This window comes from Knoellia sp. LjRoot47, from assembly GCF_964253435.1.
Lineage (GTDB): Bacteria > Actinomycetota > Actinomycetes > Actinomycetales > Dermatophilaceae > Knoellia.
Genome location: NZ_CAXUQS020000002.1, coordinates 281,358 through 294,848, shown reverse-complemented (window position 1 = coordinate 294,848; position 13,491 = coordinate 281,358). Strand labels below are relative to the sequence as shown.

The following is a 13,491-nucleotide window of genomic DNA, read 5'->3' as shown; positions in this document are numbered from 1 at the left end:
ATCGCTGAGCCACCTGTGCCTCGTGGGGCACAGGGTCCCATGAACCGATCGATACAGAGGAGTTGACATGGCGTTGTCGCCCGAGGACGTCCTCAACAAGACGTTCACGACCACCCAGTTCCGACGCGGCTACGACGAGCGCGAGGTCGACGACTTCCTCGATGACATCGTCGCCGAGATGCGTCGGATGACCAAGACCGACGAAGAGGTCCGCAAGCAGCTCAACGACTGCCGCCAGGGCCGCGGTCTCGAGCCCGTCACGGCCGCGATGCCCGCCCCCGCCGCGGTCACTCCCGACCGCTCGGCCGAGATCGCCAAGCTCGAGGGTCGCAACACCGAGCTCGAGGCCCGTGTTCGCGAGCTCGAGGAGCTCGAGGGCAAGAACCAGCTCGCCCAGAACGATGGCGAGGTCGACGGCCTCTCGAAGCGCAACAACGAGCTCGAGGCCAAGGTGCGCGAGCTCGAGGGCAAGCTCGCCGAGTCCGAGCGTGAGATCTCCGACCTCCGCGGCCGCCACGACACCCTCGTCGGAGAGCGCGACTCGCTGGTCGGCGAGCGTGACTCGCTCATCGGTGAGCGCGACGCCCTGCGGGGCGAGCGTGACTCGCTCGTGGGCGAGCGCGACTCCATCGCCGCCGAGCGTGACCGCGCCCGCGCCGAGCACGAGGCGGCCTCGGCCAAGAACGAGCAGGAGCGCCAGGCGGTCTACGACAAGGCCAACAGCAACGCCGACGAGCAGCTCGCAACGCTGCGTTCGCGCGTCGAGGAGGCCGAGAAGGACGCCCAACGTCGCATCCAGAAGGCCCAGGCCGCGGCCGAGCAGGCCGAGTCCGAGGCGCAGGAGCGGGTCGCCAACGCCGCCCCCGCCGAGGCCGACCAGGGCGGCGACCTCGCCGCCATCGCCGGTGCCGGTGGCGCCGGTGCCGGCTCCGCCGCAGGCGTCCTCGCCCTGGCCCAGCGTCTGCACGACGAGCACGTCACCGCCGGTGAGACCCGCCGCGACGAGCTCGTGCGCGAGGCCCAGTCCCGCCACGACGAGCTCATCTCGACCGGTGAGGCCAAGCACCACGAGTTCGTGAGCACGGGCCAGTCCAAGCACGACGAGCTCATCAGCACGGCGCAGGCCCGCCACGACGAGCTCATCAACAGTGCCCAGTCGCAGCACGACGAGCTCGTCTCGACGGCCCAGACGCAGCACGACACGATGCTCGCCGAGGCCAACGCCAAGCGCGAGGAGCTCATCACCGAAGCGCGTGAGCGGTCGACGGGCATGGTCCACGAGGCGCAGCAGCGCAAGGCGGCCATCCTGCAGGAGCTCAGCGAGGAGCGGGCGGTGCTCGAGCGCAAGATCGAGCAGCTGCGCGGCTTCGAGCGCGACTACCGCGGTCGCCTCAAGACCTACATCCAGGGTCAGCTCCAAGAGCTCGACCACACGGCGGTCGACGCCGAGGTCGAGGAAGCAGCCAAGCAGAACCAGTGACGCGTCACTGATCTCCACGCCGAAGGGCGCCCGGTCCTGGACCGGGCGCCCTTCGTCGTGGTCCACGAGCCGGGTGTGCCGTCCAGGACCAGTGCAGGTCACCGGGCGTTTTGCGTTGTGATGCGCACCACGAGGGCTTATCCTCGCCGCACACGGTCGAGCCCTGCCGGGCCCGACCTTTGTTGACGAGTGAGGACAGGCATGGCTGCCAAGCGCGCCCTCTCGGGGGCCACCAAGGCTGGATCCGGCACGACGACCGCCTCTCGAGCGGGGGCGAGCACGGCGGGCGCGAGGTCGTCGAAGGCCTCGACCTCGGGCAAGGCCGGGACGAAGCCTGCTGCGAAGACGGCGGCCAAGACCGCCGCCAAGAAGGCGCCGGCCACCAAGGCGTCGGCGACGAAGGCGGCTGCGACGAAGGCGGCGGCCACGAGGGCTCCCGCCAAGAAGGCCCCCACGAAGGCTCCTGCGAAGAAGGCTTCGGCGACGAAGACCTCGGCTGTGAAGACGTCGGCGACCAAGGCGCCCGCCAAGAAGGCGCCGGCCACGAAGGCGCCGGCCACGAAGGCGCCCGCGAAGAAGGCGTCTGCGAAGAAGGCGCCGACCACGAAGGCGTCCGCCGCCAAGGCTGCGGCCACCAAGGCGTCTGCGACGAAGGGGCCGACCACGAAGGCGTCCGCCGCCAAGGCTGCGGCACCGGCCGCGCCGGCGAAGACGCCGGCGACGAGGAAGGCCACGTCCACCAAGGCCGCCGCCACGAAGGCGCCCGCGAAGAAGGCCCCGGCCAAGAAGGTCGCGCTCGTCGTCCGTGAGGACGAGTCTCCGTGGACCGCGAAGGAGTTGCGCGAGGTCCGGGGCGAGATCGAGGGCGACATCGCCCGGCTCAAGGCCGAGCTCCAGGTCGCCGAGTCCGAGCTCTCGGACCTCCTGCGCGACTCGGGTGACGGCGCGGGTGACGACCAGGCGGACGCCGGCGCCAAGACCTACGAGCGCGAGCAGGAGATCGCCCTCGCCGACAACGCCCGCGAGATGCTCCTGCAGAACGAGCACGCGCTCGAGCGGCTCGACAACGGCACCTACGGCGTGTGCGAGTCCTGTGGCCAGCCGATCGGCAAACTTCGCCTCCAGGCGGCACCTCGTGCGACCCTATGCATGCCATGCAAGATGAAACAGGAACGCCGCTGACCTCCAGCCCACCCTCCACTCCCGCACCGGCCCCGGACGATCGCCAGGGCCGGTCGCGGCTGTTTGCGCTCCTCATCGGGGTCGGCGTGCTCACACTCGTCCTCGACCAGGGCTCCAAGGTGTGGGCGCTCGGTGCCCTCACGCCAGGGGAACCGCGCGACCTCCTCGGACCGGTGCTGCGCCTCAACCTCATCCGCAACCCCGGTGCGGCGTTCTCGCTGGGTGACAGCGTCACCTGGCTGCTCACCATCGTCGCGCTCGGGATCGTCGTCTGGGTGGGCCGAGCCGCGACCCGGGTCGGGCACTCGGGGTGGGCCGTCACACTCGGCATGCTCCTCGGCGGCGCCGTCGGCAACCTCATCGACCGGATCCTTCGTGCGCCCGGCTTCGGCCGTGGTCACGTCGTCGACTTCATCGACTACTTCGGCCTGTTCATCGGCAACGTCGCGGACATCGCGATCGTCGTCGCGGCCGCGGCAGGAGCGGTTCTGGCGCTGCGCGGCATACCCCTCGAAGGGGTGACCCACGGACGGCACGAGACGCCCGAGGACTCGGCCGGGTCCGACGATGTCTGACAGCCGCACCATGCTCGTGCCCGAGGGCCTGCAGGGCGAGCGCGTCGACGCGGCCATCGCGCGGCTGTTCGGCCTGTCCCGCACCCGGGCCGCCGACCTCGCCGCCGAGGGCAGTGTCGCCGTCAACGGCGCGCACGTCGGCAAGTCCCACCGCGTCCACGGTGGCGACATGCTCGAGGTGACGCTGCCGAGCTCGGACCCCAGCCCGACGCTCGAGGTCATCGCCGAACCGGTGCCGGGGATGGGGATCATCCACGACGACGACGACATCGTCGTCGTCGACAAGCCGGTCGGCGTCGCCGCACACCCCAGCGTCGGGTGGACCGGGCCCACGGTGCTCGGCGGGCTGGCTGCCGCCGGCTACCGCATCTCGACGAGCGGGGCGAGCGAGCGGCAGGGCATCGTCTCGCGGCTCGACGTCGGCACGTCCGGCCTCATGGTCGTCTGCAAGAGCGAGCGGGGCTACTCACTGCTCAAGCGGGCGTTCAAGGAGCGCACGGTCGACAAGACGTACCACACGCTCGTGCAGGGCCTGCCCGACCCGCTCGTCGGCACGATCGACGCCCCCATCGGGCGCCACCCCGGCCACGACTACAAGTTCGCGGTCATGGAGTCGGGCAAGCACGCGGTGACCCACTACGAGCTGCTGGAGGCGTTCCGGCACGCCAGCCTGCTCGAGATCCACCTCGAGACTGGTCGCACCCACCAGATCCGCGTCCACTTCTCGGCGCTGCGGCACCCGTGCGTCGGTGACCTCACCTACGGCGCGGACCCGACCCTGGCCAAGAAGCTCGGGCTCGAGCGGCAGTGGCTGCACGCCGTCGGGCTCGGTTTCCAGCACCCGGGCACGGGGGAGTGGGTCACCTTCGAGAGCCAGTACCCGCAGGACCTCCAGGACGCGCTCGACCGCCTCTGACGACCCGACGGCGAGGTCGCGCGGCGTGTCGTGGCGCGTGTCCCGGCGTTCCCACGGGTCACATCCTTCACAGCGTGGCGAGCCGTTCGAGCCTGTCACCGGAGCGACCTAGGATGATCCACGATGTCGTCGCCCACCTCCTCCCCAGCCCCGGACAGCACGGACAGCTTCGTCCACCTGCACGTCCACACCGAGTACTCCATGCTGGACGGAGCCGCGCGTATCGGTGACCTGTTCACCCGCGCCTCGGAGCTCGGTATGCCGGCCCTGGCGATGACCGACCACGGTTACCTCTACGGCGCGCACGAGTTCTGGCGCAAGGCGCAGGGGACCGGCGTCAAGCCGATCATCGGGCTCGAGGCCTATGTCACCCCGGGCACCCACCGCACCGACAAGACCCGCGTCAAGTGGGGTGACGAGCGCACCCGCCCCGGCGACGACGTGTCGGGTTCCGGCGCCTACACGCACATGACGCTGCTGGCCAAGAACAACAACGGCCTGCGCAACCTCTTCCAGATGGACAGCCGGGCCTCGCTCGACCAGGTCTACGCGAAGTGGCCCCGGCTCGACCGCGAGCTCATCGACCAGCACGGGCAGGGCCTCATCGCCACCACCGGCTGCCCGTCGAGCGAGATCCAGACCCGGCTGCGGCTGGGGCAGTACGACCTCGCCAAGCAGGCGGCGAGCGACTACCGCGACATCTTCGGCGCCGGGAACTACTTCTGCGAGGTCATGGACCACCAGAACGAGATCGAGCGGCGCACGATCAAGGACCTGCTGCGGCTGGCCAAGGAGCTCGACCTCCCGCTCCTCGCGACCAACGACAGCCACTACACCTACCCCGAGGACTCGCAGGCCCACGGCGCCCTGCTCTGCGTCCAGTCCGGCTCGACGCTCATGGACCCCAACCGGTTCAAGTTCGACGGCGACGGCTACTACCTCAAGACCGCGGCCGAGATGCGCCACACCTGGCGCGAGCTGCCGGAGGCGTGCGACAACACGCTCCTCGTGGCTGAGATGTGCGAGGTGTCCTTCACCGAGGGTGAGGGCCGCTACATGCCGAAGTTCCCCTGCCCGCCCGGGGAGAACGAGCAGTCGTGGTTCGTCAAGGAGGTCCAGACGGGCCTGCACGCGAGGTTCCCGGACGGCATACCGGAGTATGCGCAGAAGCAGGCCGACTTCGAGATCGAGGTCATCGTCTCCAAGGGCTACCCGGGCTACTTCCTCGTCGTCGCGGACTTCATCAACTGGGCCAAGGAGAACGGCATCCGGGTCGGCCCCGGTCGTGGCTCCGGAGCCGGCTCCATGTGCGCCTACGCGATGCGGATCACCGACCTCGACCCGATCCCGCACGGCCTGATCTTCGAGCGCTTCCTCAACCCCGAGCGCGCGTCGATGCCCGACTTCGACATCGACTTCGACGAGCGCCGACGCGGCGAGGTCATCCGCTACGTCACCGAGAAGTACGGCTCGGAGCGCGTGGCCCAGATCGTCACCTACGGCACGATCAAGGCCAAGCAGGCGGTCAAGGACTCGGCCCGCGTCATGGGCCACCCGTTCAACGTCGGCGAGCAGCTCACCAAGGCGATGCCGCCGGACGTCATGGGCAAGGGTGTGCCGCTGTCGGGGATCTACGACCCCGAGCACCCGCGCTTCGGCGAGGGCAAGGAGTTCCGCGAGCTCGTCGAGACCGAGCCGCACTTCAAGGAGATCGTCGAGACCGCCAAGGGTCTCGAGGGCCTCAAGCGGCAGTGGGGTGTGCACGCCGCCGGCGTCATCATGTCGAGCGAGCCGCTCATCGACGTCATCCCGATCATGAAGCGTCTGCAGGACGGGCAGGTCCTCACCCAGTTCGACTACCCGACGTGCGAGACGCTCGGCCTGGTCAAGATGGACTTCCTCGGGCTGCGCAACCTCACGATCCTCGACGACGCGATCGAGAACGTGAAGGCCAACCGCGGCGAGGACCTCGACCTCGACGCGCTGTCCAAGGACATGACCGACAAGGCCACCTACGACCTGCTCGCCCGCGGTGACACGCTCGGCGTCTTCCAGCTCGACGGTGGCGGCATGCGCACGCTGCTCAAGCTCATGCAGCCCGACAACTTCGAGGACATCTCGGCCGCCCTCGCGCTCTACCGACCAGGCCCGATGGGTGTCAACGCGCACACCAACTTCGCGCTGCGCAAGAACGGCAAGCAGGAGCTCACGCCGCTCGACCCGCAGCTCAAGGGCAAGCTCCAGCAGGAGATGATCGACGCCCTCGGGCCGATCCTCGGCACGACCTACGGCCTGGTGATCTACCAGGAGCAGGTCATGGAGATCGCCCAGAAGCTCGCCGGCTACACCCTCGGCAACGCCGACCTCCTTCGTCGCGCCATGGGCAAGAAGAAGAAGGAGGTGCTCGACGCCGAGTACATCCCCTTCTCGACCGGCATGAAGGAGAAGGGCTTCAACGAGGCGTCGATCGCGGCCCTGTGGGGCGTCCTCGTCCCCTTCTCGGACTACGCGTTCAACAAGGCCCACACCGCGGCATACGGGCTCGTCTCCTACTGGACCGCCTACCTCAAGGCCAACTACCCGGCCGAGTACATGGCCGGCCTGCTCACGAGCGTCGGCGACGACAAGGACAAGTCCGCCCTCTACCTCGGCGAGTGCCGCCGGATGGGCATCAAGGTCCTGCCGCCCGACGTCAACGACTCCGTCGCGCGGTTCGCCGCCGTCGGCACCGACATCCGCTTCGGCATGGCCGCCATCCGCAACGTCGGCCACAACGTCGTCGAGGCGATCATCGCCGCGCGCGAGGAGAAGGGCGCGTTCACCTCGTTCCGCGACTTCCTCTCCAAGTGCCCTGCCGTCGTCTGCAACAAGCGGACCATCGAGTCGCTCATCAAGGGCGGCGCCTTCGACGGGCTGGGGGAGTCGCGCGCCGGGCTGCTGCGCATCCACGAGGAGTACGTCGACGCGTTCGTGTCGATCAAGCGCCAGGAGGCCATCGGCCAGGACTCGCTCTTCGGCGCCTTCGGCGACGACGACGCCGCGGGCGGGGGCGACACGATGATGGGCCTCACACCGGTCCCGACCGTCGAGTGGGACAAGTCGACCCTGCTGACCTTCGAGCGCGAGATGCTCGGCCTCTACGTCTCGGACCACCCGCTCTTCGGCGTCGAGCACGTGCTCCAGCAGCACGCCGACACCACCATCGCCACGCTGAGCGCCGAGGACGGCAAGCCCGAGGGCTCGATGGTGACGGTCGCCGGCCTCATCACGGGGCTGCAGATCAAGCGGACCAAGAAGGGCGATCTCTGGGCGATCGCGACCGTCGAGGACCTCGAGGGCGCGATCGAGTGCCTGTTCTTCCCGAGCTCCTACCTCACGGTGTCGACGATGCTCTCGCAGGACGTCGTCGCCGTCGTGCGCGGCAAGGTCAACCGCCGCGACGACTCGGTGTCGATCTATGCCCAGGAGCTCACGCTGCCCGAGCTCACCGACGGTCCGCGTGGTCCGGTCGTCGTCACGCTCGACACGTTGCGCGCCACGACCGGCCGGATGGAGGAGCTCAAGGGCGTCCTCGCCAACCACCCGGGCACGACCGAGGTCCACCTCAAGCTCACCAAGCCGGGTCGGACCACCCTCATCAAGCTCGACGACGCGTTGCGGGTCAATGCGACCGAGTCGCTCTTCGGCGACCTCAAGGTGCTGCTCGGGGCCAGGTGCCTCACCGGTGGCTGACCCGACCCCGTCGGCCGACGAGCCCACACGACAGCAGGACGAGATGACACAGCAGTCCGATGGAGCGACCCCGCCGCGGGCGGAGGTGCGCGAGCACGTCCGCGAGCACCACGGCGACCGGGTGCTCGACCCCTACGAGTGGCTGCGTGACGGCGACGACCCCGACGTCCTCGCCTACCTCGCCGCCGAGAACGCCTACGCCGAGTCGCGCACCACGCACCTGCAACCGTTGCGGGACAGCATCTTCGGCGAGATCAAGTCACGGGTCCTCGAGACCGACCTGTCGTTTCCCGTGCGGTCCGGACCGTGGTGGTACTACTCGCGCACCGTCGAGGGCCAGCAGTACGCCATCCACGCCCGCGTGCCCGTGACCGACCCGGCGCAGCGTCCGGTGATCGCTCCCGGCGAGACACCCGACGGTGAGCAGGTGCTCGTCGACGGCAACGTCGAGGCCGGGGACTCCGAGTTCTTCGCCATCGGCGCCCTCAGTGTCAGCCCGGACCACACCCGGCTCGCGCTGGCGACCGACACCACCGGCGACGAGCGCTTCGACCTCGTGGTCCGCGACCTCGAGACCGGCGAGACCCTCGACGACGCGATCACGGGCATCGGCTACGGCGTCGAGTTCTCGCACGACGGCGGCACGATCTTCTACACCCGGGTCGACGACGCATGGCGCCCGCACCAGCTGTGGCGCCGGGTGGTCGGGTCGGGCCCGAGCAGTGACGTCCTCGTCCACGACGAGAGCGACGAGCGCTTCTGGATGGGCATCGGGTCGAGTCGCGACGACCGGTGGCTCATCCTCGCCCTCGGTTCGAAGACGACCTCCGAGGTCCGCCTCCTCGACGCGACGGACCCGACGGGCGACTTCCGCGTCGTCGCGCCCCGGCGTGACGGGGTCGAGTACGACGTCGAGCCCGCCTCGGACCGTCTGCTCATCGTCCACAACACCGACAACCCCGACTCCGACCTCGCGTGGGCGCCGCTCGACTCCACGAGCCACGAGCAGTGGCGGCCGCTGCTCTCCGCCGCCGAGGGTGAGCGCCTTCTCGGCGTCGACGCGTTCGACGACGTCGCGGTGCTGTCGCTGCGTCGTGACGGGCTCACCGCCCTCTCCGTCCTCCACGTCGACGGGTCGAGCGAATCCGGGTATGCCGCACCGGTTCCGGTCGCGTTCGACGAGCCCATCTATGCCGTCGGGCTCGGCGACAACCCCGAGCCGGGCCAGACGCGGGTGCAGGTCGCCTACGAGTCCTTCGTCACCCCGCACACCGTCCTCGAACTCGACCTGGTCACCGGCGACCGCACGGTGCTCAAGCAGCAGCCCGTCCTCGGCGACGTCGACCTCTCCGACTACGTCCAGCGCCGCGAGTGGGCCACCGCCGCCGACGGCACCCAGGTGCCGATCTCGGTCGTGCACCGGGTGGGTCTGCGACCGGACGGGACCAACGCGGGTCTGCTCACGGCATACGGCGCCTATGAGCACTCGAGCGACCCCTACTTCTCGGTGGCCCGTCTCTCGCTGCTCGACCGTGGTGTCGTCCACGCGACCGCGCACGTGCGTGGCGGGGGCGAGATGGGGCGGCACTGGTACGACCAGGGCAAGCTGCTCGACAAGCCCCACACCTTCTCCGACACCGTCGCCTGCGCCGACCGGCTCGTCGAGCTCGGCTGGGTGGCCCCCGACCGGCTCGGGCTCGAGGGCGGGTCAGCCGGGGGACTGCTCGTCGGCGCGGTGGTCAACCTCGCACCCGACCGGTTCCGCGTGGCGCACGGTGCGGTGCCGTTCGTCGATGCGCTCACGACCATCCTCCGACCCGACCTGCCGCTCACCGTGGGTGAGTGGGAGGAGTGGGGCAACCCGCTGGAGGACCCCGAGGTCTACGCCGTCATGAAGGCCTACACGCCCTACGAGAACGTTGCGGCTCAGGACTATCCGGCGATCCTGGCGACGACGAGCCTGCACGACACCCGGGTCTTCTTCACCGAGGCGGCCAAGTGGGTGGCGCGGCTGCGCGCCACCGTCACCAACGACCCGCAGAGCCGTCCGATCCTGTTGCGCACCGAGATGTCAGCGGGCCACGGGGGCCGCAGCGGGCGCTACGCCGCCTGGGAGCAGGTCGCGTGGGAGTGGGCGTTCGTCCTCGACCAGCTCGGCGCGACCTCACGGCTCCCGCGGGTGCACGAGGACGAGCGGGCAGGCCGTGCGTCCGAGGAGCCGGCTCGAGACTGAGCCGAGGTGCAGGCCCGGGAAGCCGCCGGTGCCGCGCGCGCCGACCACGACGAGGTCGGCCGTGTCGGCGGCCTGGATGAGGGCGGCGACCGGTGAGTCGCGCACGACCTCGTGCCGGACCTTGACCGCGGGGTGCTTCGCGCTGCTCGCGGCGATCTCACGGTCGACCTCCTGCTCGAGGTCGCTCTCGTATGCCGGCCAGCTCGAGTCGGTGTGCAGGGTCGGGTCTGCGGGTCCCTTCGCCTCCCAGGCGTGGACGACGACGAGCTCCGACTCCTGCGACGCCGCGTAGTCGAATGCGCTGTGCAGGGCCGCGGCCGATGCGGCCGAGCCGTCGACTCCGACGACGACGCGGTGGTGCGGTGTCTCGCTGTGGCCCTCGTGGCCGACGATGACGACCGGGCAGCTGGCGTGCGCGGCGACCTGCTGGGCCACCGCTCCGATCGTCGCGCGGCTGAGCAGGCCGTGCCCGACGGCCCCGAGGACGACCATGGTCGCGTCGTGCGACGCCTTGACCAGCGCGGGTGAGGCGAACCCCGGCGGGAGCGAGGTCGTCACCGTGAGGTCGCGGTCGACAGCGTGCGCGCGGGCGCGGGCCGTGGCGAGGAGTCGTTCGCCCTCCTCCTTGATCGACGTCTGGTCGGTGCTGCCGAACCCGAGCATCGGTAGGTCAGGGGCGAACGCATGGACGATGTGGACCGGGACCGAGCGTCGGGAGGCGGTCTCGGCCGCCCACGCCAGGGCCGCCCAGCCGTGTGCGGAGCCGTCGATGCCGACGACGATCCGCTCCGTGCGGGCGGGGGAAGTGATGCCGCTCATGACGCCTCCACATCTTGGTGGTCAGGCGGCGGGAACCTCTCGGCCCGGGACCGTGAGTCCCGTCGTCACGACCCGTCGGGGTCGTCCTCCCATCATGGACCTCGGGAGGGCGGCTGCGTGGTCAGACTCGCGGGGCGGAACGGTGCTCGCGAGAGTTCAGTGCACTGCTTCACTTCGTCATGATGAAGCAATGAACTACATCTCACCGAAATAAAGGTATGATCTTGATATGGCCGAAGTTCAGCTCTCACCTGTCGTCCTCATCGGTGACGTGGTGGAGTCGCGCGCGAGCAAGGACCGGCGCGCCCTTCACCACGCCGTCGAGGCCGCGCTGCTCGACACCAACGACCGGGTCGAGCACGTCGAACCGCTCGAGGTCACGGTCGGCGACGAGTTCCAGGGCGTCTACCCCCACCTCGGCGCGGCCCTCGACGCCGCCCTCCGCGCCCGGGTCGCGCTCCTCCCGCACGCGGACACCCGCTACGGGTTGGGTCGGGGGACGACGACCACCCTCGACGAGCAACGCGGCATCAAGGACGGGCCGGCCTGGTGGGCGGCGCGCGAGGCCATCGTCGCCGTGGAGGAGCAGGCCCAGCGGGCCGCGCTCGCGCACGTCCACACGGCATACCGGCTCGCCGAGGGGGAGCGGGACGACCTCGGGGCCGCGATCGCGGTGGATGCCGCCCTGCACTGTCAGGACCACATGGTTGGCTCGTTGTCAGCGAGGTCGGGGCGACTGTTGAGAGGACTGCTCGAGGGGATGACACAACGTGAGCTGGCTGCGGCCGAGGGCATCAGCCCTTCAGCGGTCTCGCAGCGGGTGCGGGCCGACGGCCTCGCCGTCATCCTGCGCACCCACGAGCTGCTGAGGACGCTGCCATGACCTGGCTCGCCGTGTGGTTGCTCGGGGTCGGCACGGCCGACCTGCTCCGCGCCGTCGACTCGCCCCTCGTCCGTCGAGCGGCGGTGCCCGTGGGCGCGCTCGCGATCGTGGGCGTCGGGCTGCTCGCCGGCCTCACCGGCGCGGCGGACCTCGTCGCCCTCGTCGTGTCGGTCGTGCCCCTCGTCGGGTGGGTCGCCCTGTCCGAGCGCTCGCTGCGCCGCGGAGGCGGTCACGCGCAGGCCCTCCTCGTGCTCGGTGGCACTGCCGTCGTGCTCGTGGCGACGTCTGGTCTGGAGAGCTCCGCGGGAGGACCCCTGGGCGAGTGGCTGGCGTGGGCGGACCTGCCGTTCGCCGGTGACGAGCCGGTCGGCCGGTTGCTGCTGGTCGCCGGGCTGTTCGTCGCCAACCTCGCCACCGGCAACGTCATCGTCAGGCTCGTCCTCGTGAGTGTGGGGGCGATGCGTCCCTCGGCGCGCTCGGGTCGCCCCCGCGAGAGTGAGCCGTCCGACAGGCTCAAGGGCGGCCGGCTCCTCGGTCCCATGGAGCGTGTCTTCATCCTCGGGCTGGGCCTCGCCGGTCAGGTCACGGCGGCGAGCATCGTCATCGCCGCCAAGGGCCTCATCCGCTTCCCCGAGCTCCAGTCGGCCAAGGACGACGCGACGATCAAGGGTGACGGCATCGACCAGGTCACCGAGTACTTCCTCGTGGGCAGCTTCGTCAGCTGGCTCGTCGCGCTGGGGTCGCTCGCCCTGACCCGCTGACGCATGTGCTGCGGCATGCTGGATACGCGGTCGCGTCACCGGATGCGCCACGACGGGAGGACGAACCATGGGTTTCCTCGACAGGCTCCTCGGACGGGAGCCACGCATGCAGGGACAGGCCGGCGCACCGGGCTCCGGCGGCGGGTCATGGACGACGCAGGGGACGCCGTCCGGTCAGCCCCAGCAGTCGCAGCAGTTCCAGGGCGGCGGAGCGCATGCGGGTGCGGGTGCGGCTGGAGCCTCGAGTGAGGACGCCCGGGCGATCGCCCGCTACCGCTACCTCCTGCGCACGGCGCCGCCCGAGACCCTCGAACAGGTCCATGCCGAGGCGTTCGGACGGCTGAGCCCCGACCAACGCCAGCAGGTCCTCGAGGGGCTGCGTGAGGGCGCGCCCCAGGGCGAGGCGCCCGTGAGTGCCGAGCCCCAGGACCTCGCCCGTGCCGCAACCCGCGCAGAGGTGCGCCAGCCCGGCACGCTGGAGCGCACGTTCGGGCGCAGCGGCTTCGGTGGTGGCGGGATGGGCGGCACGCTCATGGGCTCGATGATGGGCACCATCGCGGGTGTCGTCGTCGGGTCCGCCATCGCTGACGCGTTGTTCACCGACTACGGCTCGTCGCCCGAGGCCGCCGAGGCGGGCGACACCGGCGCGGGCGACACCGGAGCCGGCGACACGGGCGCCGAAGGCGACGCCAGTGGGTTCGGGGACCAGGACGGCGGCGGTGACGGCGGCGGCGCGGGATACGCGCAGGACGGCGGCGGTGGAGGCGCGGCTGACCCAGGAGGCGCCGGCCCCGTGGCTCCCGACGAGGGCGGTGGCTCGGACCTCGGCGGCGGAGGTGACCTCGGTGGCGGGGTCTTCGGCGGTGGCGACTTCGGTGGAGGTGACTTCGGCGGCGGGTTCTGACCCGGC

General features: G+C 70.4%; 10 protein-coding genes. 9 read left to right on the top strand and 1 reads right to left on the bottom strand.

Going from position 1 to position 13,491, the window contains the following annotated elements:
* Positions 1–67: 67 nt before the first annotated feature.
* The 6 genes from ACSQ11_RS16120 to ACSQ11_RS16095 all read left to right on the top strand — a co-directional run bounded on the left by ACSQ11_RS16120 (position 68) and on the right by ACSQ11_RS16095 (position 10,118).
* Complete coding sequence (locus ACSQ11_RS16120) at positions 68–1,480, top strand: DivIVA domain-containing protein (RefSeq protein ID WP_436007355.1); 1,413 nt, start codon at positions 68–70, stop codon at positions 1,478–1,480.
* Positions 1,481–1,681: 201 nt separating this feature from the next.
* Entirely contained in the window at positions 1,682–2,662 is a 981-nt protein-coding gene (locus ACSQ11_RS16115; protein WP_436007353.1) for a TraR/DksA family transcriptional regulator, read from the top strand.
* Complete coding sequence (lspA, locus tag ACSQ11_RS16110) at positions 2,626–3,237, top strand: signal peptidase II (protein WP_436007351.1); 612 nt, start codon at positions 2,626–2,628, stop codon at positions 3,235–3,237. Before ACSQ11_RS16115 ends, lspA begins: the two co-directional genes overlap by 37 nt.
* The gene (locus ACSQ11_RS16105; protein ID WP_436007349.1) at positions 3,230–4,153 is read left to right on the top strand and encodes an RluA family pseudouridine synthase; all 924 of its coding nucleotides are present in this window, start codon (positions 3,230–3,232) and stop codon (positions 4,151–4,153) included. The genes lspA and ACSQ11_RS16105 overlap by 8 nt, the downstream gene beginning before the upstream one ends.
* A 123-nt stretch (positions 4,154–4,276) precedes the next feature.
* Positions 4,277–7,885 carry a DNA polymerase III subunit alpha gene (gene dnaE / locus ACSQ11_RS16100; protein ID WP_436007347.1) on the top strand — a complete coding sequence of 1,203 codons (3,609 nt, stop codon included), beginning with the start codon at positions 4,277–4,279 and terminating at the stop codon, positions 7,883–7,885.
* A 43-nt stretch (positions 7,886–7,928) separates the two neighbouring features.
* Complete coding sequence (locus ACSQ11_RS16095; protein ID WP_436007515.1) at positions 7,929–10,118, top strand: S9 family peptidase; 2,190 nt, start codon at positions 7,929–7,931, stop codon at positions 10,116–10,118.
* Here the strand turns inward: ACSQ11_RS16095 and ACSQ11_RS16090 are convergent.
* Complete coding sequence (locus ACSQ11_RS16090; protein WP_436007345.1) at positions 10,050–10,937, bottom strand: universal stress protein; 888 nt, start codon at positions 10,935–10,937, stop codon at positions 10,050–10,052. The genes ACSQ11_RS16095 and ACSQ11_RS16090 overlap by 69 nt on opposite strands.
* 229 nt (positions 10,938–11,166) lie before the next feature.
* On the opposite strand from ACSQ11_RS16090, the gene ACSQ11_RS16085 reads away from it, so the two are divergent.
* The 3 genes from ACSQ11_RS16085 to ACSQ11_RS16075 all read left to right on the top strand — a co-directional run bounded on the left by ACSQ11_RS16085 (position 11,167) and on the right by ACSQ11_RS16075 (position 13,485).
* Entirely contained in the window at positions 11,167–11,820 is a 654-nt protein-coding gene (locus ACSQ11_RS16085; protein ID WP_436007343.1) for a SatD family protein, read from the top strand.
* Entirely contained in the window at positions 11,817–12,581 is a 765-nt protein-coding gene (locus ACSQ11_RS16080; protein WP_436007341.1) for a hypothetical protein, read from the top strand. The genes ACSQ11_RS16085 and ACSQ11_RS16080 overlap by 4 nt, the downstream gene beginning before the upstream one ends.
* A 67-nt stretch (positions 12,582–12,648) precedes the next feature.
* Positions 12,649–13,485, top strand: a complete 837-nt coding sequence (locus tag ACSQ11_RS16075; RefSeq protein ID WP_436007339.1) for a hypothetical protein — start codon at positions 12,649–12,651, stop codon at positions 13,483–13,485.
* Positions 13,486–13,491 lie beyond the last annotated feature (6 nt).